The organism is Chamaesiphon minutus PCC 6605, assembly GCF_000317145.1.
In the GTDB taxonomy this organism is placed as follows: domain Bacteria; phylum Cyanobacteriota; class Cyanobacteriia; order Cyanobacteriales; family Chamaesiphonaceae; genus Chamaesiphon; species Chamaesiphon minutus.
Window position 1 is genome coordinate 556,966 of sequence record NC_019697.1, and the last position, 23,509, is coordinate 580,474.

Annotated in this window: 26 protein-coding genes and 1 pseudogene; 12 read left to right on the forward strand and 15 right to left on the reverse strand. The window is 45.3% G+C overall.

Annotated features, from left to right (window positions below):
* Nucleotides 1–2: 2 nt before the first annotated feature.
* From CHA6605_RS02560 to CHA6605_RS02570, 3 genes are read right to left on the reverse strand one after another with little or no spacing between them, the layout of a single operon-like run.
* A complete protein-coding gene (locus tag CHA6605_RS02560; protein WP_198288354.1) occupies nucleotides 3–698 on the reverse strand; it encodes a transposase in 696 nt (231 codons plus the stop codon).
* Nucleotides 638–1,204 carry a helix-turn-helix domain-containing protein gene (locus tag CHA6605_RS02565; RefSeq protein WP_041547411.1) on the reverse strand — a complete coding sequence of 189 codons (567 nt, stop codon included), beginning with the start codon at nucleotides 1,202–1,204 and terminating at the stop codon, nucleotides 638–640. Before CHA6605_RS02565 ends, CHA6605_RS02560 begins: the two co-directional genes overlap by 61 nt.
* Before the next feature lie 14 nt (nucleotides 1,205–1,218).
* Nucleotides 1,219–1,581: a helix-turn-helix domain-containing protein gene (locus tag CHA6605_RS02570; protein ID WP_051038649.1), complete on the reverse strand. Its 363-nt coding sequence runs from the start codon at nucleotides 1,579–1,581 to the stop codon at nucleotides 1,219–1,221.
* Nucleotides 1,582–1,944: 363 nt separating this feature from the next.
* Here CHA6605_RS02570 and CHA6605_RS02575 point away from each other — a divergent pair, with 363 nt between their 5' ends.
* Nucleotides 1,945–3,138 (forward strand): phosphotransferase, encoded by a 1,194-nt coding sequence (locus tag CHA6605_RS02575; RefSeq protein WP_015157988.1) that lies wholly within the window; start codon nucleotides 1,945–1,947, stop codon nucleotides 3,136–3,138.
* 205 nt (nucleotides 3,139–3,343) lie between these two features.
* Complete coding sequence (locus tag CHA6605_RS02585; protein WP_015157989.1) at nucleotides 3,344–4,333, forward strand: T3SS effector HopA1 family protein; 990 nt, start codon at nucleotides 3,344–3,346, stop codon at nucleotides 4,331–4,333.
* Here CHA6605_RS02585 and CHA6605_RS31175 read toward each other — a convergent pair.
* Both CHA6605_RS31175 and CHA6605_RS31180 read right to left on the reverse strand, forming a co-directional pair.
* Nucleotides 4,305–4,871, reverse strand: a complete 567-nt coding sequence (locus CHA6605_RS31175) for a transposase (protein WP_051038651.1) — start codon at nucleotides 4,869–4,871, stop codon at nucleotides 4,305–4,307. The two genes, CHA6605_RS02585 and CHA6605_RS31175, sit on opposite strands and share 29 nt — an antisense overlap.
* Nucleotides 4,868–5,650 (reverse strand): transposase, encoded by a 783-nt coding sequence (locus CHA6605_RS31180; protein WP_051038653.1) that lies wholly within the window; start codon nucleotides 5,648–5,650, stop codon nucleotides 4,868–4,870. The genes CHA6605_RS31175 and CHA6605_RS31180 overlap by 4 nt, the downstream gene beginning before the upstream one ends.
* A 19-nt stretch (nucleotides 5,651–5,669) precedes the next feature.
* Between CHA6605_RS31180 and CHA6605_RS02595 the strand changes: the two genes are divergently transcribed.
* A complete protein-coding gene (locus CHA6605_RS02595; RefSeq protein ID WP_041547472.1) occupies nucleotides 5,670–5,855 on the forward strand; it encodes a hypothetical protein in 186 nt (61 codons plus the stop codon).
* 293 nt (nucleotides 5,856–6,148) lie between these two features.
* Entirely contained in the window at nucleotides 6,149–6,397 is a 249-nt protein-coding gene (locus CHA6605_RS02600) for a hypothetical protein (RefSeq protein ID WP_015157991.1), read from the forward strand.
* 284 nt (nucleotides 6,398–6,681) lie between these two features.
* Here the strand turns inward: CHA6605_RS02600 and CHA6605_RS02605 are convergent, their stop codons facing one another.
* Both CHA6605_RS02605 and CHA6605_RS02610 read right to left on the reverse strand, forming a co-directional pair.
* A complete protein-coding gene (locus CHA6605_RS02605) occupies nucleotides 6,682–8,073 on the reverse strand; it encodes a sensor histidine kinase (protein WP_015157992.1) in 1,392 nt (463 codons plus the stop codon).
* A 257-nt stretch (nucleotides 8,074–8,330) separates the two neighbouring features.
* Nucleotides 8,331–9,434, reverse strand: coding sequence for a SpoIID/LytB domain-containing protein (locus CHA6605_RS02610; RefSeq protein WP_015157993.1), 1,104 nt, complete (start codon nucleotides 9,432–9,434; stop codon nucleotides 8,331–8,333).
* Nucleotides 9,435–9,675: 241 nt separating this feature from the next.
* On the opposite strand from CHA6605_RS02610, the gene CHA6605_RS36030 reads away from it, so the two are divergent.
* Nucleotides 9,676–9,801 carry a hypothetical protein gene (locus tag CHA6605_RS36030; protein WP_269744558.1) on the forward strand — a complete coding sequence of 42 codons (126 nt, stop codon included), beginning with the start codon at nucleotides 9,676–9,678 and terminating at the stop codon, nucleotides 9,799–9,801.
* A gap of 92 nt (nucleotides 9,802–9,893) precedes the next feature.
* Nucleotides 9,894–11,030, forward strand: a complete 1,137-nt coding sequence (locus tag CHA6605_RS02615) for a DegT/DnrJ/EryC1/StrS family aminotransferase (protein WP_015157994.1) — start codon at nucleotides 9,894–9,896, stop codon at nucleotides 11,028–11,030.
* A gap of 83 nt (nucleotides 11,031–11,113) precedes the next feature.
* Here CHA6605_RS02615 and CHA6605_RS02620 read toward each other — a convergent pair whose 3' ends face one another.
* Together CHA6605_RS02620 and CHA6605_RS02625 are read right to left on the reverse strand one after the other, a co-directional pair.
* The gene (locus tag CHA6605_RS02620; protein WP_232432168.1) at nucleotides 11,114–11,494 is read right to left on the reverse strand and encodes a low molecular weight protein tyrosine phosphatase family protein; all 381 of its coding nucleotides are present in this window, start codon (nucleotides 11,492–11,494) and stop codon (nucleotides 11,114–11,116) included.
* Between the two features lie 87 nt (nucleotides 11,495–11,581).
* Entirely contained in the window at nucleotides 11,582–12,175 is a 594-nt protein-coding gene (locus CHA6605_RS02625; RefSeq protein ID WP_015157996.1) for a TRAP transporter small permease subunit, read from the reverse strand.
* Between the two features lie 215 nt (nucleotides 12,176–12,390).
* Between CHA6605_RS02625 and dctP the strand changes: the two genes are divergently transcribed.
* The 4 genes from dctP (at nucleotide 12,391) to CHA6605_RS31185 (ending at nucleotide 18,175) form a co-directional block, all read left to right on the forward strand.
* A complete protein-coding gene (dctP, locus tag CHA6605_RS02630) occupies nucleotides 12,391–13,503 on the forward strand; it encodes a TRAP transporter substrate-binding protein DctP (RefSeq protein ID WP_015157997.1) in 1,113 nt (370 codons plus the stop codon).
* A gap of 378 nt (nucleotides 13,504–13,881) precedes the next feature.
* Nucleotides 13,882–15,069, forward strand: a complete 1,188-nt coding sequence (locus tag CHA6605_RS02635) for an ATP-binding protein (protein WP_015157998.1) — start codon at nucleotides 13,882–13,884, stop codon at nucleotides 15,067–15,069.
* Between the two features lie 60 nt (nucleotides 15,070–15,129).
* Nucleotides 15,130–15,333, forward strand: coding sequence for a hypothetical protein (locus CHA6605_RS02640; RefSeq protein WP_015157999.1), 204 nt, complete (start codon nucleotides 15,130–15,132; stop codon nucleotides 15,331–15,333).
* A gap of 4 nt (nucleotides 15,334–15,337) precedes the next feature.
* Entirely contained in the window at nucleotides 15,338–18,175 is a 2,838-nt protein-coding gene (locus tag CHA6605_RS31185) for a tetratricopeptide repeat protein (RefSeq protein ID WP_015158000.1), read from the forward strand.
* A 64-nt stretch (nucleotides 18,176–18,239) separates the two neighbouring features.
* On the opposite strand, the gene CHA6605_RS02650 is transcribed toward CHA6605_RS31185, so the two are convergent.
* Nucleotides 18,240–19,604, reverse strand: coding sequence for a TRAP transporter large permease (locus CHA6605_RS02650; RefSeq protein WP_041548635.1), 1,365 nt, complete (start codon nucleotides 19,602–19,604; stop codon nucleotides 18,240–18,242).
* A gap of 256 nt (nucleotides 19,605–19,860) precedes the next feature.
* Here CHA6605_RS02650 and CHA6605_RS33525 point away from each other — a divergent pair, with 256 nt between their 5' ends.
* Nucleotides 19,861–20,055 carry a hypothetical protein gene (locus CHA6605_RS33525; protein ID WP_157259737.1) on the forward strand — a complete coding sequence of 65 codons (195 nt, stop codon included), beginning with the start codon at nucleotides 19,861–19,863 and terminating at the stop codon, nucleotides 20,053–20,055.
* 51 nt (nucleotides 20,056–20,106) lie between these two features.
* On the forward strand, nucleotides 20,107–20,205 hold the full coding sequence (locus tag CHA6605_RS36990; protein ID WP_422678759.1) for a LuxR C-terminal-related transcriptional regulator: 99 nt from the start codon (nucleotides 20,107–20,109) through the stop codon (nucleotides 20,203–20,205).
* On the opposite strand, the gene CHA6605_RS02655 is transcribed toward CHA6605_RS36990, so the two are convergent.
* The 5 genes and pseudogenes from CHA6605_RS02655 to msrA form a co-directional block, all read right to left on the reverse strand.
* A complete protein-coding gene (locus CHA6605_RS02655) occupies nucleotides 20,202–20,645 on the reverse strand; it encodes a response regulator (protein WP_015158003.1) in 444 nt (147 codons plus the stop codon). The genes CHA6605_RS36990 and CHA6605_RS02655 overlap by 4 nt on opposite strands.
* A 325-nt stretch (nucleotides 20,646–20,970) precedes the next feature.
* Nucleotides 20,971–21,126 (reverse strand): hypothetical protein, encoded by a 156-nt coding sequence (locus tag CHA6605_RS33535; protein WP_157259739.1) that lies wholly within the window; start codon nucleotides 21,124–21,126, stop codon nucleotides 20,971–20,973.
* A gap of 325 nt (nucleotides 21,127–21,451) precedes the next feature.
* Nucleotides 21,452–21,601: pseudogene (locus CHA6605_RS32355) on the reverse strand (alcohol dehydrogenase); the annotation flags it as partial.
* Between the two features lie 2 nt (nucleotides 21,602–21,603).
* The gene (gene arsS, locus CHA6605_RS02660; protein WP_015158004.1) at nucleotides 21,604–22,620 is read right to left on the reverse strand and encodes an arsenosugar biosynthesis radical SAM (seleno)protein ArsS; all 1,017 of its coding nucleotides are present in this window, start codon (nucleotides 22,618–22,620) and stop codon (nucleotides 21,604–21,606) included.
* A 169-nt stretch (nucleotides 22,621–22,789) separates the two neighbouring features.
* Nucleotides 22,790–23,455, reverse strand: coding sequence for a peptide-methionine (S)-S-oxide reductase MsrA (gene msrA / locus CHA6605_RS02665; RefSeq protein ID WP_015158005.1), 666 nt, complete (start codon nucleotides 23,453–23,455; stop codon nucleotides 22,790–22,792).
* Nucleotides 23,456–23,509: the final 54 nt, after the last annotated feature.

The following is a 23,509-nucleotide window of genomic DNA, read 5'->3' on the forward strand; positions in this document are numbered from 1 at the left end:
ATCTAAGAGGTTAGAGGTTTACCCTTGTAAGTCCATTTGAAGGGTTTGGCCATCGTAATGTTAAAGTAGTCCACAAACTCATGGATCCGGGCTTTCAAGTGATTTGTACTGGTAAAGCTACCGCGTCGTAACAATTTCCGTACTAGAATCCCAAACCAGATCTCAATCTGATTCATCCAAGAACAATGTTTGGGCGTGTAATGAATCACTAGCCGATGGTTTGGGTCGGCTAAAAATTGCGCTCGCGTCTCCATTGACTTCAAAATCCCCGACTGACCTTTAACACCCAGCTCCTGTGGAGTTGTCTCTAATCCGGCCACCAGCCTAACCAGCGTCTCGGATTGATGGGTATTGAGACAATCCATGACCAAATGGTATTTTGCGGCAGTGGGATATTGTGCTAAGGAACGGGTGACATGCTCGGCGAAATCAGCTTCGGTTCGAGTTGCGCCCACACTGGCCAACGCAATTCGACCAGTTGCCACATCGAAACTGGCAATTAATGATTGAGTTCCGTGTCGAGTATATTCAAACTCTACACGTTCGCACTGTCCTGGTTTCATCGGAATATTTGGCATAGTTCTCTCCAGTGCTTGAATCCCAGTCATTTCGTCCAGGCTGAGGGTGACTTCTCCTGTCAGCGCACGTTGGGGTGCTTGTTCGTAGACACGACAGATGTGTTCAACTTTGTGCCCCAATTCTGGGTCGGGGGGGGATGCAACCAGTAACTACTCTGGTGGGGTTTGAGTTCGGCTTCAGCTAGGAGTCTGCCCACATGTCGCTGGCTAATCGATGCGACGATGCCCTGTTTTATCAGTTCGGCGGCTAATTCTCTGCTCGTCCACTGACTGATGGGACGGCCGTACTGTTCGGGCGGGGCACATGCGATGGCGTATAGTTGTGTGATTTGTTCGAGGGTGAAGGTGGCTGGCGCACCTGGTCGCACGGCATCCATCAGCCGCTCGATGGCTGGCAGTTGTCGATCCTTCAACTCCAACCATCTGTTTCGCCATAATCTACTCATATCCTTGCTAATTTCTAATGTCTCAGCAATCTCACCGTGACTTTTCCCTTGGGCTGCCAAGACGATGATTTTGGCTCGGAGTGCGATTTGTTGTGGCGTTTTCTTGCGCTTGAGTAGTTGTTGTAGTTCGGCTTGTTCTACTTCATTGAGTGTAATTAGGGCAGCGGATAATCTTGGCATCCTCTGTGTTCCTCTCATTTTGATGAGCTGCTTTCAATCATAGGTCTATTTACGCCGCTCTGTACTAGTTCCTTGAGTCGCTTGAGGTAGTCGGATGTGACAGTTTTGGGACGACCGATCGGTTGGGTTTGCCAAGTGTGCGCTTGACCGGATTTAGCCACGAACATCCAGTGTCTGGCTGTCAGTGGCGAACAGTTGAGCTGCCGACAGATTTGAGTTTGGGTTTTGCCTTCATCTGCCAACAACATAATTTCGATCCGCTGTCGATATTCAGGAATTGTTTCGACTTCTAGTTGATTTTCTAGTAGGTGACGTTGAAATTTTGTTAAATATTTGGTAGTGAGTTGCTCCAAGTCGATGCGATCGATTTGAGTCATAATTTGGCTTCCTAACTCTGAATCTCAGCACATATTAGGCGATTTTTTCAGGTGTCACACTCTCGCTTTACTATTTCTTAATTTTCATGTTAATAATGACTAACATTTGTCAAACCTAGCATTTATATACCTGTGAATTCAGATTCTTTTTTAAGATTGTCATCAGCCATATGACTTAAATAAAACATCGATCTCGATCCAAACCTCGGAGCGATATCGATAGTATCGGCAATAGCTACAACCTGGTGTATTAAAAGTAACAAATGATTCTAAACTAAAGCGGATACATGACGGGATAACTTAGGTTACCAATGATACTGTTCGTGTCAAGAGATCGGATAAGTAATATTAAATCGATTAATCATGAAAATTGTTTTAGATACAGATAACGTCTTCACATATTTAGCTAAACTTAAATACTGTACTAATCTCGCGAAGGATACGAGCAAAACTTTAATTATTTCAGCAAAAAACTTTAACATCGCGATCGAATTTGAAGATGGCAGACATTTATTAGTCAAACAAGAGATTTTGAATGATTGTGGAGAAAGTCGAGGTGAATTTTGGACAGCTTGGCACATCAAGCAATTAGTCGATCGGTTTCCTAAGCTAGGCGAAAAAATTGGCAACTTTTTACCCGAACTACTACATTTCGATCCCGAAAGTTCAATTTTAATAGTTAACTATCTCAATAACTACAGCGATCTATATCGCTACTATCTCCAGGAAAATCAATTCCCGATCGAGATCGCTAGCGCGATCGGACAATTCCTGGCAACTTTTCACTCTCAGACATTTCAACAGCCAGATTATCAGCAATTTTTGGAGCGAGGACTCGATCGAGCCGATTTCCCAGACGCCAGCGAACCAGACGCAGATCGCCACATCGATACCGCGATGACAGCCACCGATATCATTTACCGTCTCAATCGGATTACGCCCCAAGTTTTTCAGACAATGCCGATCGAGTGTCTGCAATTTTTTAAGCTGTATCAACGCTTCCCCAGCTTGACACGCGCCATCGCCGATCTGGGTGCCGCAATCTCACCCAGTTGTGCGATCCATAACGATCTCAAACTGAATAATATTCTGCTCGACTCCGACTGGAACAGCACCCAGTCGCAAGTAATTAGAGTCATCGATTGGGAACGAGCGAGTTGGGGCGATCCAGCATTCGATCTAGGCTGTATTTTAGGCAGCTATCTCGAAATTTGGCTGGATGGATTGGCAATTAGCAAGATGTTGAGTATCAATGAGTCATTACAGCTAGCAGTAACGCCCTTAGAGCTGCTGCAACCCTCCTTATTTACCTTGGTGCAGTCATACTTAGCAGGATTTCCGACAATTCTGGCTACTCGCCCCGATTTTCTCGATCGTGCGATCCAATTTGCGGGACTCGCCCTCATCCAACGCATTGAGATCTCGATCGATAGCCACCGCAGCTTTGGCGATCGCGGGATTATGATGCTTCAAGTAGCCAAGCAATTGCTCTGTACGCCGCAAGCTGCGATGAAGACTCTATTCGATTGTGATTTCGATCGATTAGTAAGCTGTTAAGAGAAAGCAGAGGGTAGAAGGCAGAAGGCATAAGGCATAAGATCGAAACCAGATTGTTTCTTACCCATTACCCATTTCGATCGATCGAACTAATCATCAATATGGGAGCGCAAATAATCCGTATCATACCAATTCAAAAAACGATCCTGACAGATGGATCGACCAAATTCAGAGACAGCAAAGTTTCTTCAATTCAAAATCCAAAATGGTATCAAATTTTCAGCAAGTATTTGTAGAAATAGTCAACAATATCGAGATCGCCCCAGATTTAACGATCTCTCATCCTGACTATCCACCCCTGACGATCGATCCAGATCTCTATGCACGATTTAGCCAAATACCTATCCCGTTGCAGACAAAATTTTTGACCGATCGAGTTCGCAATTACCTCTACAATGTGTATTTTACTGGCAGTTTGCCGACAATTGCGGCAACAGCCGCCGCAGCGGGATTGGGATCGCCAATTACCAATAATCTGATTAATGGGGTGGACATCGATTTTTATCGACGGCTCCAGCAGAGCAACACCAGCCGTGGGTATTTCGATATTAATTGGCGTGTAGTCGCCGAAACCGACGATGGCGAACTCATCATTAGTAAAGATGGCTTAAATTTACATGTCGATCGACAACACCATCTACCGCCAAATTTCCACAATGCCACGATCGACGATACAATTCCCATTTATTTACCGCACAGCCTGGTGGGTGTCAATACGTACATCATGGTTGGCAATGCTGGTTCGCCGCAGCAGCGCGATCTTCAGGCAGACGACGATCCGCTATCAGTGAAAGTTTACTTCAATTTTACGCCAGATGCGGCTGTGGCGATCGCCCAGCAATTAACTAGCCAATTAAATCAATTAGGCATTGCCTTCGAGTTTGCAGTTCTCCACGATCCTGCCTTCTTTTATCGCTATGATGCGGCTACGCTCTGGCTGTCTCAGGCTAACTACCTCAAAGCACAACCCTACCTCATCAACATTTATCAAGCCCACCAATCTGAATTTTCTCCCCAGGTGCCGCTATTTACCAAGCAACTAGCTCCAGGATTGGCAATTGCCGAGGTGCCACTTACCACTACCGATTCATTTGGAAGGCATCGCTGCGAACTCGTCGCACGCGGCTTAGTATCGGCTGAATTACCAACAGAAAACTCGGCTACCGCTAGCAGCCTGTCGGAGAAACACATTTAATCCCCATTAATCGATGCAAACGTCTGAAATTGTAGGCGAGGCAGACAAGATTCCATTCTCCGGCTGCTTTGGTCAAGCCTCTTAAAGAGAACTGGCGAAACCCTATTGTTTCTTTGATAATACCAATAATCGGTTCGACGGTACACTTTCGTAACCGATAAAATGCTCTTCCTTCATCGGTTTGCAGCTTGTATGCCATCTGTGCTTTCAGTGTTGCCGCTGCCACTGGTGGATCTGGTTGTTGTGACAATATAGTTTGCCAATAATCCTGATGAGAATGCCGCCCGGTAGCTATGTATGGCTCAATTTGACGTGTCTCCAAACCCTCAATATTAGTCACGCTGAAGTAGCCAGTATCTAATGCTGCTCGCTTGGGCTTGCCGACTCTACGATCGATCGCATCGACAGTTGGTAGTGCATCAAGTTGGTCATTAGGATGATTGGATAGAGTGTTGGAAATAATTAATAAAGCTTGATGCTCGATCGCAATCTGACCATTATAATGCTGGTCAAAGCCTTTGTTACCACTATTTTTCATGATCCGTGATTGAGGATCGGTGAAATTGTATTGCGCTCGATCGGTGATGGCAAAAAAGGGGGTGATGGAACCCTTCCGCTCGGCTTTTTCCCTGTTTTTTCAATATATGCTGCTCGTTCTGCCATTTTTTCAACGTATTTAGACTGGTCTAATTCGTATTGCTCTTGCGCTCGATTATGTAATTCTTGTTTTGCCTTCTCAAGATGAGCTAATCGCTCCTTCCTCCGCGCAATTTCGGCAACAACATCGACTTCTTTGTCTATCTTAATTCCATCTGCTTTTTGACCCAATTTTATCAATTTTTCCACTTCCGTTCGTAATTGCATCTGAATTTCTTCTAAACGTTTGTGGCTCACTGCCTTACTTTTGGACGCATCTGCGTGAATCTTTGTCCCATCAACACTAATGTCTTCAACTTTCAATACATTAGCTGCAACTGCCATTTCCAATATTTGTACAAATAGTTCTTTAATCTGTTCTAGAAATCTACTCCTAAAGTTGGCAATCGTATCATGGTCTGGATGTAAGTTACCAGCTATAAATCGAACTGGCATTGATTCGTAGCTCGCTTTTTCCAATCCTCGCGAACTAAAGATTCCAGTCGCGTAACCGTATACAAGCATTCCTAACAAAATTTCTGGTGCAATTGGTGTTCCACCCTTGGCTCCATATGCACTATAAATACTACTGAGGTCGAGTTGAGCGATCGTTTGCACTACAAATCGGGCAAGATGGTCTGGTGGCAAGCATTCTTCGATACTCACTGTTTGTTTTAGCATTGCCTCGTAATCTACCGTTTTGAATTTCCGCACCAATCGTTTTACCCTTAGTAGTCTCCCGATCCTAACCGAAAAATCTTATCTCCGACAGGCTGCTAGGCTCGATCGCATTAAAGATGTCTGGAACAGCGCGCAGATCGATCTCGCGCACCCCTATCTCAACCCCAATAGTCAAGACTGCTACGATCGCTATGTAACTGAATAACTACAATTTTAGTTGGCTAAAACTGACATAGTTAAGTCCCTAAAAGTTGGGTACCGATCGCTTTTTGCCCGCGCTCGATCGCCATCCATACTGTCTTTGTAGCAGAATATGCGCGTGGATACGTGTTTTTCGTAACAATCAGGTTTAGATTTTATACATAGTGTTTTGTCTTTTCAATTGCGTCAGATGGGTTGTGAAATAAATTTTAATCGCACATGATTGTTCTGTGACGCGAATCACAAACATACCTACAAACTTTGGCGATTCGACTTGTAACCCTGGAGTAATCAATTATGGCTTCAATCTCAATCTCTAACTTAAATCCTGCTGGTAGCGACTTATTAGCTGATTCCGAAAGCTTTTTGACCGAACTGCAAGCTAATGATAGCAGTCAAATTTTTGGTGGTAGCGGTTACGGCGGTAGCAAAAAAAGCAGCAAAAAAAGTAGCAAAAAAAGCAGTAAAAAACGCAGCAAAAAAGGTAGCAAAAAAGGTAGTAAAGGTTACTGTTTTCCTTGCGTTCCTGTCTATCCTTGCCACTAATCCTCGATCGATAGAGGCACATTAAAGCGCAATTAGCACCGCTGAAGATATACCGTTTAGGTAAGTGTGTCTTCAGCGGTGCTTTCGATTGGCCAGGAAGCACTTGCCAAGGGCGATCTCATCGCCACCCGATAAATTTTAGTTACAGTCACGCCAAGATCGACTCAGTTCTGGTTCGCCAGCAGATGACGTGTCAATTTTTATATTTGTCTTATAAAATTATGTCTTTTCGATCGCGCCAGCAGGATTGTGAACATAGAGCCGATCGGCGAAGATTATGTGGATTATGAAGATCGAATTGCCACTGCCTTAAAAATTGCCGTCACAGTCGTACCGACATTGACTTGAGACTCGATCGATAATTCGCCCTGATGACTGGCGACGATCGATTGGACGATCGCCAAACCCAAACCAGAACCACTACTGACATCTGAAGCAGTCGCCGTGCGCGCCGGATCGACACGATAAAATCTGTCGAATAAATGCGGCAGTGCAGTGTCGGGAATACCGATGCCTGTGTCGCTAACTTTGACTTGCAAATAGGCAGTATTTTGGCGAAAGATTTGTTTGAGCTGCACTTTGATTTCCGATCGATCCATCGCAGAAAAACCGCTGTGTGTGTCTTGAGGCGGCGTGTACTGAATCGCATTAGTCAGCAGATTGGTAAATAGCCGCGCCAATCGATCCCAATCGCCAAGAATGCTAAACGCATCGATATCTTTGTCTTCGGCGGATACGATCGGATCGACAATCTCCAGTGTTAGCGCGATTCCTCTAGCTGCGGCGGCTAACTGCTGTTCTTCGATCGTTTCCATTAGTAGGGCATCTAGCGGCACGGGACAAAACTGCGGTGTGAGGGTGCTGCTATCTTGACGCGCCAGAAATAACAAATCGTCTACCAACTTACCCAACCGCCGCGTCAACCGTTCGATCGTCTGAAGCTGTTGGCGTTGCTGGGGTGCTAAGGGTTCCTCGCCCAGTGCTACTTGGACATTAGTTTGAATCGTCGCGATCGGATTGCGGAGTTCGTGAGAAGCATCGGCGGTAAACTGTTTGAGCTGTTGATAAGAAGCTTTGACAGGCTCGATCGCAATTCCCGATAATAACCACCCGATCGCAGCTACGCTAGTCAGTACCAAGCAAATCCCGATCGTTAGATCGATTGTCAATAGCTCAGTCGGTTTGGTGACTTCAAACCAAGGGTGACTGACCCTCAAAAAGCCCGCCAATCGGCCATCGATGCTACTGATTGGGGCGGTAATTTGCCGGAGAATGCGTTGATTTTGCCCCATTGCATTGTTGCCAACACGCACGGTAGAACCATCGAGATCGATCCATACTGGCAGATCGAGCGGTTCTTTGAGCGTAGACCACAATAATTTACCACTGAGATTAAATACTTCCAGATCGATCCGATCGTCATCGATCCGATCCGAATTATCCTGAAAACTCGCGCCCACATTAATTTGTAGCTCGCCATTAACCCCTGGAGTCTGCACTCTTTCGATCGAAATCGATCGACTGACAACTTCCACAACATGATTTAACGTATCGTCGATCCGCTCGATCAGCGTACCTCGGACGTAGATATACATGCCGATCGCAAACATCAGCAACACGATCGCGGTAACGGTAGTGTACCAAATTGCCAAACGGCGGCGGGTAGTTTGGAACATAAGTAGGGGATAGGGGATAGGGGATAGGGGATAGGGATTGGGGATTAGGGATTAGGGTTTAGGGGAGCATTTTCTTCTCAATCCAAAATCCAAAATCCGTCTTGACTGAAACACATGTGGAGGGAACCTCCGCGTGATTGCATCCGCAAAATCCAAAATCTATTACCCATTACCTATCCACTATCCCCTATCCCCTATCCCCTATCCCCTATCCCCTATCCCCTATCCCCTATCCCCTATCCCCTATCCCCTATCCCCTATTCCCTACTCAACTCAACGCCCCGATAATAGTGAGCTAAAATCTGGGCATAGCTCATCCCTTGCTCGGCGAGATTGTAGGCACCCCATTGACTCATCCCCAAAGCATGGCCGTAACCGCGTCCGGTAAAGAGAAAACCCGTGGGTGTCGGCGCGATCGTAAAACGCAGGCTGCGGAGTTTGAGTGCGGTTCTGACCTGAGACCCAGGTAAAATTTTAGTAGTGTCGCCAATAATCTTGAGACTGACGACACTGCCAAAAGGCGTGACGCGATCGGGTACGAGGGATTTGACTTGGGAAACCTTGAGACTTTGACTCAGTTGTGCTCCGGTAAAAGTTTGGCTCCACTCATATCCTGGCGAACCGATATCGTAATCTGGGACACCCCGCAAATACGGCTTACGACCCGACCAAATATCTTCGACGTTTTCTGTATGGCCGCCAGAAGCCGAGTGAAAGACGGCTAAAATCGGTTTGCCTTGGTAAGTCATAATTTGACCGAGAGTGGCATTGACAGCGGTCTGAGTGGTGTCTGATTCGCCAGATAGACCGCGATAGACTTGACTAGTTTGGGTATTATCCAGATCGAATGATTTTTTGCTGGTGGATTGGCTGCGATAGAGGGCGTAGGTACGTGCGGCGACGGCTTGAGCTTTGAGAGCTTCGAGCGGAAAAGTCGGACTCATCTCCGATCCCAAAACGCTGTAGAGATACTGCTCGAGATTGACATGGTTGACGACCACCAGACGGTTGGTGGTAGCGATCGCCTGTACCGAGCCGCGATACCAGCGATCGCCGATCCAGACATAGCCATTTTGTTGAGGTTTGACCCATAATATTTTGGTCGCTTGAGTATTGCCAGTAACTACGCGATCGTCATTCGCACTAGTAAGCAATCCTTGCATCGGCTGGAGTTCGCCGATTTTTTGGCCATTCCCATCGCTAATAATGGCCGGAGTAGAAGTACTCAGATTGACTCGATCGATATTTTGGGCGATGGCAATGCGGACTTGCTCGGCAGCGACGGGGATCGCGGCCAGCAGCCAGATGAAGAGGGAAAACCAGCTAGTTTGAATGCCTAGATGCAGCAGGCGAATCAGCATAAAAAAATTATCGTCGGAAAAGTAATAATAACCTAAGTTGCTAGTTACTTGAGTCTAAAATCGCTGCTAATGTTGCCAAGTCCGCGTCTGCGGACTTGGCACTCCAAGCGGCGGTTTCTAGCCGCTGAGAATATAACTAGCAACTTGCGTTAATACTATGGAACGTCTAGTGTTGCTACTGCGTCTGGAAATGAACCTGTAACTCGATTCTCCAAAGGAGCGACTGAAATCACGCGAAGGTTTGTCTTGTCGCACTCTCTCGGTCGGGTTTCCCGACCGAGGTGCGCCGCTCCTCCGCATGTGTTTCAGTCAAGACAGAGGCTCCGCCAACGACTTTGGTGGCGATCGCCAGTTAATGGTAAATTGAGTCCATTGCGATTCTCTTTCACAGAGGCTACGCCAACGATGTGGTAGACTATACCGCTACAATCCAATTGAAAATTCACGGTTATTAACGTTGTGAGTAACATCCCCCCTCTTGACCTCAAACGGCAGTATCAAGCGATCGGTGCTGATGTCAGTGCAGCGGTATTAGAAGTTCTAGCCAGCGGTGCTTATATTGGCGGCCCGATGGTGCAGAACTTCGAGCAAAAATTCGCCACTTATATCGGCACCACTGAATGCGTCGGCTGTAATTCCGGCACGGATGCCCTGTATCTAGCCTTAAGAGCGATGAACATCGGTGCGGGGGATGAAGTAATTACTACACCCTTTACTTTCATTGCTACGGCTGAAACTATCAGTGCCGTCGGCGCACAGCCAGTATTTGTCGATATCGATCTGGCGACATTCAATCTCGATCTCGATCGGTTGGCAGCCGCGATTACACCGCGTACCAAGGCAATTATGCCCGTACATTTATTCGGCAATCCGGTAGATCTGACCAAGCTGATGTCGATCGCGACGCAGCATAATTTAATCGTCATTGAAGACTGCGCGCAAGCAACAGGTGCCAAATGGAATGGCAAACAAGTCGGCAGTATCGGTCATTTTGGCTGTTTTAGTTTCTTTCCCACTAAAAATCTCGGTGCTTGTGGCGATGGTGGCGCGATTACTATCAACGATCCCGCGCTAGCCGCCGACTTACGCATGTTCCGCGAACATGGCAGCCGTCAGCGATATTATCATGAAGCGATCGGGGTCAACAGCCGTCTCGATGCCATCCAAGCCGCTATTCTCCAGATCAAACTCCAACATCTCGATACTTGGAACCAACAGCGAGCCGCCGTTGCTGCGCGCTATCAAGATTTGCTCGCCAATATTCCAGGCATTATTACCCCTCAAGCTACTCCTGGCGGCGAATCTGCTTGGAATCAATACACGATTAGAGTCGTTGCGCCTGCGGGAGTAGAGCCAGCCGCCCATCGCGACCGCGTCCGTGCTAGTCTGCTCGAAGCTGGCGTCATCTCAATGATTTATTATCCGCTGCCCCTACATTTACAAGCAGTATATCAAGACCTCGGTTATCCTGCTGGCAGCTTCCCCAATACCGAATTAGTCAGCCATGAGGTGTTGTCGTTGCCGATGTTTCCCGAAATTACCTTTGAAGAACAGCAACGGGTTGTATATGCGCTTAAAGATGCGATGGAGGGCTAAATTACTCACATCTTGCACCAGTTGAAATATATTAGTGTTTGGTTTCGACCCAGGGTGCCCCTTGTAGATAGCCACAGATCTACTTATTCTAGGTATTCAGCCAGACGAGATTCCAGAATTTCGATTAATTCTGGATCTTGATATTGATAATCGTCGCTAATATGTAAAACTATGACCGATTTTCCCTCGATTAAATCGGGATAGTTGCGCTGGAGAATAGCAGTGTGACGTTTTTCCATCACAAAAATTCGATCGGCCCAATTGATTAAGCCAGGGGTAATTTTTATCCTGGCACTATCTGACGTACCTGCGGATTTGGCAATATATCGCTCGCTATTATCAAACAAAGCTGCTGCGGTCGGACTCCGCCATTGGTTCCGACTACAAACAAATAACAACTGTTCGCGATACATAAACGCTGACTCGAATCGAAGGATAATTTCTACATCATACGGTCGATCCACCGATCGATATTGCCTGCCCTCAACCACTAGAGGATCTCAACATGTGCAGCGGTAAGAGGTAATGGATAAATGGTGCAAAATGTCATCCTATTCTAGAGGTAAATTCTCGATATCTGCTTGAATGATTTCGGCAGCATGAGGATAGCCTTTATAAACAGCTAGATACTTGATAGCTTGGGCGATCGCTTGAAGCAACAAAGTCGCAAAAGCAACAATAATCATCGTCTTAATCGGGGCGCGGGGCAAACCATTCGCATCTGAAGAAATTTCCCAAGTGCCCCAATTCCCGTTGGGTAAAAGTCCCCAAGATTGCAATACTGGATCGATCGCGACCCAAATTCCTAAAACACAAAAGGGAATCGTAAATAAGATCGTACCGATAAAATCGACTAAGGCTTGTTGCTTAACAGTCCAATTGGTATAAAGAAAATCGACCCTTACATTGGCACCGTGCTTGAGAATGTAGGCGAACCCTAAAAAGAACATCATCGAAAATAAATACCACTGCAATTCGATGAGCGCGTTGGAAGATAATTGGATGCCAATCAATCGACCCACATACCGAGCGATGACATTATAAAAACCAACTAAGATCGTGAGGATGACCATCCCCGCAGTCAAACTGCCGACGAACTCGGTGATTTTATCGATCGCGCGCGAAAAGTTCAACAGGGCGCGCATAGTAGCAGGGGGGATCGGGTTAGACAAGAGTTTTTAGTTCCCTAAAATGAAGCAGTTGCGCCCCCGATCGTACCAAAGTCCGAGGACAGATCGGCAATTTTATCGATCGTCATGGTAGGGCGTAGTTTAACATTAGCTTAGCTCGAATTATGTAGGTAATTTGCCTAAATCTCGATCGAGTCCGATCTCTAGTACGGAAGCGCAAGGAGTCAAAAGTGAAACGGAAACAATTTGTCCGAGCGGCGATCGCCAGTACGGTCTCAGGGGCTGCTCTAGTGTCCTGTAGAGCGCGAAAAAGGTCTTCAGGATCGGGGGCTGGCTTACCGACTATTAACTGGCAAATGGCGACCAGTTGGCCGATCTCGCTCGATACCATCTTTGGTGGTGCCACAACCTTTGCAGATCGCTTGGCGGCGATTACCGATGGTAGGTTTAAGATTACCCCGCGTCCGGCTGGCGAACTCGCTCCGCCGCTAGAGGTACTCAATGTCGTATCTCAAGGAGCCGTCCCCTGCGGTCATACTGCGGCCTATTACTATGTGGGCAAAACTCCCGCTGCGGCTTTTGGGACTAGCGTCCCCTTTGGACTCAACGGTCAACAGCAAAATGCGTGGCTGTATGAGGGCGGTGGTTTAAAATTATTGCAAGTACTCTACGCGCGGAAGTTTGGAATTATTCAATTCCCGGCGGGTAATACTGGCGGTCAGATGGGGGGCTGGTTTCGGAAGGAAATCTCGACCCTTAACGATCTCAAAGGCTTGAAGATGCGGATTCCTGGCTTGGGCGGACAAGTGATGGCAAAACTGGGCGTCACCGTGCAAACTCTCCCAGGTAGCGAAATTTTTCAAGCATTGCAGACAGGAGCCATCGATGCAGCAGAATGGGTGGGGCCTTACGATGACGAAAAATTGGGATTGAATAGAGTTGCCGAATATTATTATTATCCTGGCTGGTGGGAACCAGGGCCGACGCTAGAAGTTCAAATCAACCTTAAGGAATGGCAAAAACTCCCACCTGTCTACCAAGCGGCAGTTCAAACTGCGGCCTTTGAAGCCAACATGACAATGCTAGCTCGTTACGATGCCCGGAATAATCAAGCTCTCCAACGCTTGATTAAAAATGGTGTGAAGTTGCGTTCTTACAGCCCAGAGATTTTAGCAGCAGCAGAAAAGGCATCGTTTGAGTTGTACGACGATTTCGCTGCCAAAGATGCCGATTTCAAGCAGATCTTTGATGAATGGAAACAATTTCGCGATCGGATCTATGCCTGGAATAATATTAATTCCGCCAGTTTCGATCGATTTAGTTATGCCAAATTAAAATCCTAAACTGGAGATTTGACCGATTTCCACTTTCATCAGCGTTTTTCGGAGCTTTCTCATCTGAATAACTCCAATATCTGCACCTACGAGTCGTTTGGGAAAAGTAGACTAGGCTGTATAGTTCAAATTTACTATGCAATGATCAACCGACTAGTACTCGACGGCATAAGTAAAGCAACCATTGCCTATACTCTCCTTTCCTCCCAACTCTTCTCAGAATAGTACTAGGATTTACGCCGCTCGGTACTAGTGTAGTAATGTCAACTGTAAAAACATCAACGGCTTATTTACGGTTCTAATCTATCATAACATACGTCAAAAGCAACGCGCGTTGCTTTTGACGTATGTTATGATAGACAAGTACGCTCTGAGATATAATTGTTGATGAAAGCAAATCCTGGCGGGCAGATAGACTCAGCGGATATCATCGGTCGAGATGCAGTAATTGACGAATTGTGGGAACGCTTGGCGCAGCAGAGTATCGTGCTGACAGCAGAGCGACGGATGGGTAAAACTACCATCGTTAAGCAGATGGTAAAGGAGGGGGGTGCAGCGGTATTCCCTATCTATCGAGATTTAGAAAAGGTGGTATCGCCAGCGGAGTTTGTCTCCAATATACTGACAGATATCAGCGGCTACCAAAAAGGCTTCAAAAAGGTAGAAGAAGCATTCGGTAAATTCACTAAAGATTTTGCAGGTTGGCAGATTGGGAACATTATCAAAATCCCCGAAGCATCAACAAGTCGCTGGAAAGAAATTCTGGAAAATGCGATCGAGTATGTAATGAGTCATCCCTTAGCAGTTGATGACTGGGAGGATGGGAAGAAGGGTAAGCAAATAATCTTTTTTTGGGATGAGCTACCAATGATGCTCGATAACTTTCTCAAACGGGAAAATGGTGCCTTAGTTGCGATGGAAGTTCTCGATACATTACGCGCGCTGCGGCAAACATATCCACAATTAAGGATGGTTTATACCGGATCGATCGGGTTGCATCATGTTATTAGTAAATTAAAAGATGCTGGCTATAATAATGCACCTACTAACGATATGTATACATGCGATCTCCAGCCGCTAGATCCCGATGATGCGATCGAGTTAGCCACGCAATTATTAGATGGGGAAAACATAGCTACAACAGATCGATCTGCCGTCGCTAACGAAATTTCTCAGCAAGTCGATCGGATTCCATTTTATATCCATCACTCGATCTTGAAACTAAAAAGTCTGCGTCAGCAGATATCACCCGATCTAGTCAAAGCACAAATCGATCTAGTTCTTTGCGATCCGAATCCTTGGGATATGAATCATTACCAGGAAAGGATTAAAACTTATTATCGAGATGGAGCTAAAGAAGTTGCACTGGCAATTTTAGATACTCTGGCTGAATCCACAATCGGGTTGAGTTTAGAGCAAATTCGCGATCGCAATTTAGCCATTCAAGACATAGAAATATTTCGCACGGTATTAAAACTGCTGCGGCAAGATGGTTATCTAGTCATGAATGTGGATAAAACCTATAGTTTCCGCTATGGGTTAATTAAACGATATTGGCAATATCAGCGGGTGTAAAACTGTGTAATTTTGATAAGTACTTTTGCTAAATAACGGTAATCTTTTCAGAGGAACTATATGATGACAGATATATACACGATCGCACCAATCTTATTACTCTCGATCGTCGCAATAGTTGCTGTTTGGGATTGGGGCGAGATCGAACTCGATCTGCAAGCTAAAAAAATTAACATCAAGCGTCGTTATTCTGGATATTTGCCCACAAATAATCTCGATTCTCTGACCGAAAAATCAGACCAAAGACAGTTACCAAAGGAATAACTAAATGACTGGCTATCTGTCTACAGAAAAATTTCAAAAAGCAGCACTATTATCCAACTTCACGCCGAGCATTATGGCTCCGCAGGTGTTGGAAGATATTTTGGTGCAGCGTCACGAGCTAGTCGCCGATTTAGTCGATCGCATTGTCATTAGTATCACTACCGAAAATAAGCATTTTCCATTGCTAATTGGTGCGCGGGGGATGGGGAAAACTCATTTAGTATCGATCGTCTATAACCGGATTAAGGATCGGAAAGATTTGCAAGAGCGGGTAATTATTGCTTGGTTGCGCGAAGAAGAATGGGGAATTAGTTCGTGGTTAGATTTAGTCGTGCGGATTTTTCGATCGATCGGCGAAGAATATCCCGATACGGAACTTGGATCGATCTCCATTAATAATATTACTATTCTACAAAGTCATTCGCCAATGGAGGCAGAAGTATATGCTGATAGCTTATTAGCTGAGTTGGTAGGTAAGAAAACCTTATTTTTAATTATCGAAAATCTCGACGACATATTCGATGGCTTGGGTACGGAAGGACAACAGCGGTTGAGAGCATTTTTACAGGAATATAAATGCTGTACGATCCTCGCTACTACGCCAGTTTTATTTCAGGGTATTCTCAGTGGGAAGGAGTCTTTCTATGGTTGGTTTACACGGTTCAATTTACAACCATTCACTCACGAAAATGCGATCGAACTATTAACTAATATTGCCGCACAATCGGGGGATAAAGAGTTAGCAAGTTTCCTGCACACTCCCGCAGGTTCGGCGAGAGTTCGCGCGGTGCATCGGTTAGCTGGTGGCAATCCGCGCGTTTATACGCTGTTCGCTCAACTAATTACCAAGCAAGATCTCGATAGTCTCGTCGGCGCATTTATGAAGATGCTCGACGATTTGATGCCCTATTATCAATCGCGGATGGCGATGCTATCGCCACAACAGCGCAAGATTGTCGCGTATTTAGTCGATAACACGGAAGCGGTAATTGTCAAAGATATTGCAACTTGGTGTTTTGCTACGCCGCAGACGATTTCTAGTCAATTAAAAGATCTTAAAGGCAAAGGATATGTCAAATCGGAATCGTACGGGAAGGAATCTTATTACGAGCTAACCGAAGTATTGATGCGGCTCTGCCTGGAGGTAAAAAAATATCGCGGTAAGGAGGTAGAATCTTTAATCGAGATGATTCGGATCTGGTATCGTCCAGAAGAAATTAAAGCACAATTCGATCGACTAATGTTATCGGGTAATCTAGAACACGCCCAATACTATAAACATGCACTCGAAGATTCGCGCCCTCATCCGATGTTACTGGCTTGCGAATCTGATTTTCAGAAGTCGATCGAACTAGGTGATGCTAAATCGGCTCTGCAAGTATGGCAAGAATTAGCCCACGTTCAAAATATTAGCGTGGAGATGTCTCAACCGATCGCGGATCTGATAGTAGCTGAAAAATTCGATGAAGCAAGAGCGGCAATTCGAGATCTATTAGATACCGATCGGGAATCGACAAATTCAACTCAGGTTGAAACTGTTGAAGAATTATTTTTACAAGGATTACTATTATATGAAGCAGAAGAGTGGGCTGCTGCTTTAGTAATGTTCGATCGCTGCTTAAAGCAGAATCCACAAAATATCATCTTGTTACTTATGTATGGAAATACGTTAGGTGAGCTAGGTAAGGATGAAGAAGCAATTGAAATTTATGACCTAGCGATTCAACTTCAACCAGGAAATTATCTAGCTTGGGATGCTCGTGGTAGAACATTAGCAAAATTAGATAGACATTATGAAGCAATTGCTAGTTTCGAGCGATTGATTGCAAGTCAACCGAAAAATTCAATAGGTTGGTTCAATCGTGGTGTTTCAGAGTTATCTTTGGGTAATCAAGAAAAAGCAATTAATGATTTTGACATAGCAATACACTACTATCCTGAATTATATCAAGCTTGGGGTAATCGGGCATCAGCATTAATTGAGCTAGATAGATGTCAAGAGGCAATTGATAGCTGCAATCGAGCTTTGAAAATTCAACCAAATGACATTATTTCACTCAACATTCTTGCTGTGGCATTAGGATACTTGGATAAATATGAAGAGGCTATTGAAATTCACGATCGCGTGATTAAAATAGATCCAAATAGACCAACAACATGGCTTAATCGAGGTGTCGAGTTACTAAATTTAGGTAGATATGAGGAATCTATATATAGTTATGACAAAGCCATTCAAATCAATCCTAAGTTTCATGATGCTTGGCACAACAAAGGAAGTGCTCTTTATAAATTAGGTCGATATCAAGAATCACTAGATGCTTGGCGGCAGGCTATTGAGATCGAGCCAGACAGATTTAACTCTTGGCACGCCATCGGATTTGCACTGTTCCATCTTGATAATTATAATGAATCCTTGACCATTTGGCGAAAAGCATTTAATCTTATTAGACATGCTAAACCTAGCAATACTAGTAGCCTTATTCAAGAATTATTCGATAAGGAAATATTGAATAAATTCCAACAACCAGCCGTTCGCGATCTGATGCCGCAATTGCTCGAAATTTATACTGAGGCTGAAGTATTGCCAGAATTAGGCGTAGCATTGACTCGCAATCTCAAAGCAGTGATGTCACCGATTATTAGTGACTATACTACCAATGAGTGGCTGAAAATGTGGCAAGAATTGGGTAAACCGCATCAAGAGTTAGGATTGGCTCTGAAGATGGTAGCCGCAGGGGTTAAATACAAGCAAAATCCGCAGGATAAGCGGATCTTTCTGGCGTTACCGCAGGAGCTACGTCCATTATTGCGGGAGGCGTTGGGATTGGAAGGCGATGGTTAAAGGCAATGAATCGAACGATCGATCGGATCGTTATTTTAAGCGATAGTTTGAAAGGCGGGGAGTTTCACAAAACTGGTTTCGCCGCGAGACTAACCAGCCAAGTCACAGTTTGCGGAAAAATCATCACGATGAGTAACATCGTAAATTGCAAAGCTACAAACGGGATCGCACTCTTATGAATATCGATCGTCTTGAGTTCTGGGGGCGCGACACTTTGGAGATAAAAGAGCGAAAAACCAACGGGTGGTGAAATAAAAGCTGTTTGTAAGTTAATGGCCATCACCACCCCAAACCACACCATATCGAGTCCCAATTTCTGCGCAGCGGGGACTAATAGCGGCATCGCAATAAAGCAAATTTCGATGAATTCGAGGAAGACACCGAGCAGAAAAATCACAATATTACTGACAATCAAAAAAGCGATTTTACCACCAGGCAAATCGACCAATAATTCGGTAATTAATTCTTTGCCCCCTAGCGCATCAAAAACTAGACTAAAAAACGACGAGCAAAACAAAATCATCACTACTACCGTCGATACCACCGCCGTCGCGTGAGCCGCCGTGGTAATCAGTTGCCAATTGAGTTTGCGATTGAGAGCGGCCAAGCCACAAGCCCCGACCGCCCCGACCGCCCCTGCTTCTGTCGGGGTGGCAAGACCAAAGAAAATGCTCCCTAAGATGGCAAAAATCAGCAGTGAGGGGGGTAAAACTGCTTTGATGCACTTTTTGACCAACGCTTTGCCTTTAATCTGTCGGACGGATAAAGGTAGGGCGGGTGCGAGGTGGGGTTTGAAATAGGCAAGGATTAATACGTAGATGGCATAGGAAGCCGATAACATCAGCCCCGGAATTAACGCCCCTAAGAACAAATCGCCCACCGACACGCCCAACTGATCGCTCAATACCAATAACACCAAGCTGGGGGGAATTAACTGAGCGAGGGTGCCCGAAGCAACGATGACTCCAGCGGCTAATTGTTTGTCGTAACCATACCTCAGCATTACAGGTAGGGAGATCGTGCCCATAATAATTACAGTCGCGGCTACCACCCCTGTCGTCGCGGCTAATAGGGTACCGACTAAAACTACTGCTAATGCCAATCCCCCACGCAAAGGGCCTAAAACAATCCCGATCGTTTCTAATAATTCTTCGGCGATGCCCGATTTTTCTAGGACGGAACCCAGGAAGACAAAAAAGGGAATGGCTAAGAGCGTAAAGTTGGACATCGTACCGAACCAATTATTCGGCAGCAATAACAAACGGCTAGGATCGAAGGCATCCATTAGGTAGCCAATTATCCCAAACACGATCGCGGTACCAGCAAAGGAAAATGATACGGGATAGCCAGTCATCAAGATTGCAAAAAAGCCCGCAAACATGGCTATTGCCAGCCACTCAGTATCGATTTCTATCAACTCAAAACCCATATTTTTTCCGATCGAATGTCGATCGCCAGTACCATCGGTCGAGTTTATTGTGTCATAATTCGGTCGCACGCGACTCATGCCATTTTGGATTTTGGATGGGGAAAGCGTTGCTAGGCAAAGAGTCTAATCTCCTCATCTGTTAGAGGATGTTTGAAAAGTTGGGAGGTGGGTAAAAAAGCTCACAAGAGCATAAGCTACAAATAGAAAGTAAGTAGCACTCTGGTGAGCCAAACTCGTCACCGCATCTCACAGTAACTTGACACATTTTCTGCACGTACAGACAAACCCAGCCGATCGCGGCTCAATGATTTCTGGCAATCTCGCCAACGCCAAACTTGCCAACGCTTTCGATGCGAAAGTCCCACTTTCCGCGCGATCGAAAATCGCTCTAGCAATTACCCCCAGTGAATTGCGCTCGGCTGTAGATGCCGTCAGGCGGGGCGAACATTAGGAGATCGCATCCACCCCAAAGCCAGACTCGATTCACCCACATCAAGGCTCTATCAAAGAGCTTTCAGAGCGGGAACGGGAAATAATGCAGCTTTTGACAAAGGGATTTCGCGATCGAGATATTGCCAAGATTTGCACGATGGACTACTAATTCATTTGGCACAACGTCCAATAGTTATTTATCGCCACAAGAAGCTCGACAAATTCTTCAAATCTTGTAGGTTTATGGATGTAACCAGCAACATTTAAACCATAGCTTTCGATTTTATCGCTTTCTGCATTAGATGTCGCAAACACCACTACTGTAGTATGCCTAATTTTTTCATCCGCCCGCAATTCCTGTAAAAATCTTAGCCCATTCATTGTGGGCATATTCAAGTCTAGTAGAATCAGTCGCCGATCGGGAGGAACGACAGCAGGTTGTCCTGGTTTACCACGTAACATTTCTAAAGCCTCAATTCCATTGCTAGCAATATATAAAGGATTAGTAATGTTTCCAGCCTCAAAAGCTCGTTGTACTTTCATCACATCTACTTCATCATCTTCGACTAGTAAGATATTCAGGATTGAGTTGTTTATCGTGTTTGTCATGATATTTGATAAAATTGACAGCGATCGCCTCAAGGAGGTTGGAGTTGTATTTGGAGTAAAATCCCAATCACAACAATTTTCTTGCGAGCGTAATGCTGCATCGCAACTAAGCAAAAATTAAATTTATTATAAATACACTCAAATCCTATTGCAGGTTTGAGTCTGTGGCTGAGATATATATTAAGTTTTACTATTAATTAAGATTCGCGGCATCTATCGATCGGATTAAAGTTTAAAGCTAGCTCTGGCTTTGTCAAAATCGAGAACGTCCATCAACTGCCCTCAGCATCGATCGAGAAGATCGCCGTTTGCCCCTAAATATTCTCTAAAATCTGAAGACTAATTTGCCGCAGTTTTGCCCGTCGAGTAGATATTTAACAGCGGTTGGAATCGATTCTATGCCGTTAAATTGAGTTCGATCGAGAGCTTCTGTGCGATAGTTAATAATTCGATCGCATCCCAATGGTGCGAGTAATGCCAATACGGTTCGGTTAGCTTCGCTTGAGATCTGAATCCCCCAACCCCCTTAAAAAGGGGGCTTTAAAAGTCCCCCTTTTTAAGCTACGGTGTATACACAAGTTTGTTGGACTTCGTTTCGAGATCTGAATCCCCCCTAACCCCCCTTTTTAAGGGGGGAACTAGATCCGGAAGTCCCCCTTTTTAAGGGGGATTTAGGGGGATTTATAGGGTTTTCGCTTTTATCCAGACTTGTGTATACACCGTAGCTTTTTAAGGGGGATTTAGGGGGATTTCAACCTAAACCGGAGCAACTAACTCACGATTGGTGTTTAACCGAACCGTATTGCGAGTAATGCTGCTTTGCGATCGTCACCACAAGTGCCAATGACCTGATTGCCAGCTAACTTCGCCAATTGTACCGCCAGATGCCCCGTTCCGCCCGCTGCTGCCGTCACTAACACCACTTCATTAGAGCGCATCTCTCCCACCGGAACCAAAATTATGATACTAAAGCACCGCCACAACTAGAACCCGCGCCAGCAGTACATCCATAACAATAAGGTTTGGTTTGAATTTCGTTAATTAAATCAAGAGTACCTGCAGCTAATAATCGATCGATTGTCAGGATTTCACCATTCCTAGTTAGAGCAGGAAGATTTGTCATCTGATTGAAATCACAATCATAAATATTTCCTAGATAATCGATCGATAGTTGGTCGCGACACATCAATTTTGCTACCGTCTTAGGATTGTAATGTGACTCTAGAAATTGTAAATAAGGTAGAGTAAGCTGGTGACGATCTAATTGAAATTTAGTGCGACCGATCGGGAGATTAGTGATTGTCAAGAGATGATTGAAACATACACCAAAATGTTCTTGAAAGAACAGCTTATAATCTCGTTCTAGTGCTACCGAATCGGGCGTCAATCGAAAATTTGTCGATGTGGGAATGGGGGGGTTATATACTAGATCTAGTTGCAAACTTGGGTCGCTACCATAGCCTAACCGATTTAACCATTGCAGTGCGCGCATCGAAGCATCAAATACTCCCTGTCCGCGCATTTTATCGACATTATCGGCTAAATAGCAGGGTAACGAAGCGACGATATGCGCGTGATGGTTGGCACAATATTCTGGGATATCCTCATATCCCGGCACAAAATAGATCGTGAGATTGGAACGAACGATCGCTTGTTTGCCCGTATTAACTGCTGCTGCTAGAATCGGTTTGAAACCATTGAGAAGTTCTGGCGCGCCACCCGTAAGATCGACGGTTTTGATTTGGGGAAATGTCTGGATTAGTTCGATAACTCGATCGGCAACCCGATCGGACATCTCCTCGGTACGATGGGGACTAGCATCTACATGGCAATGGCTACAGGCAAGGTTGCAACGTTTGCCAAGATTTACTTGAAGGATTGTTATCGGTTGCTTGACTAGCGCGGAGTCCAGCCGCTCGGGAAATGGAGTAATGTGGGCAGCAAATAATTCTGGAGCGGCGGATGGTTGAAGCATTTAGAGACTAGAAGGTAGAGACTTGCACATGTTGCTGATGTGAGTCAGCTTATATTATTGCATCCATACAAAAATATTAATAAAATCAACGTCGCTTGATTACATTGAGCGCAACCGAAACGTGGGTACCCTCCGGCTACGCCTTACTTGTACGAATTTAGCCTTGAGCCTAACTCGCCACCGACAAATTCTCTGGCATACAAACATTCGTCCCGCCCAAGCCGCAATAGCCGCCAGGATTCTTGGCTAAATATTGTTGGTGGTAGGCTTCGGCATAGTAAAATTCTGGTGCTGTTAAAATCTCGGTGGTAATCTCTTTGTGACCAGCACTATCTAAAGCTGCTTGATAAGCTACCTTAGAAGCTTGCGCTAATTGCATCTGACTATCCGAGTAACAATAGATACCCGATCGATACTGCGTACCCGCGTCGTTACCTTGACGCATTCCTTGAGTGGGATTATGGTTTTCCCAGAAGACTTTGAGCAGTTGTTGGTAGGTGATGACTGCGGGATCGAATACCACAAGTACCACCTCATTATGACCCGTCAAACCACTGCAAACTTCTTGATAAGTGGGATTGGGCGTGCTGCCAGCCGCATAGCCCACAGCGGTAATATAGACGCCTGCTGGCAGTTGCCAGAATTTACGTTCGGCACCCCAAAAGCAACCCATCCCAAATATCGCTTTTTCCATGTTGTCGGGGTATGGTGGTGCCAAAGGATTGCCATTGACAAAGTGCTTGGCGGGAATGGCCATCTTTTCTGCTCTACCGGGCAAAGCATCTGCTGGCGCGGGAATAGTTAATTTTTTACCACCAAAGAGGTTGGATAGCATAATTTTAGTTAATTTAGGGTGTGAAGATCGACGACTTGTCAGCCACAATAGTCT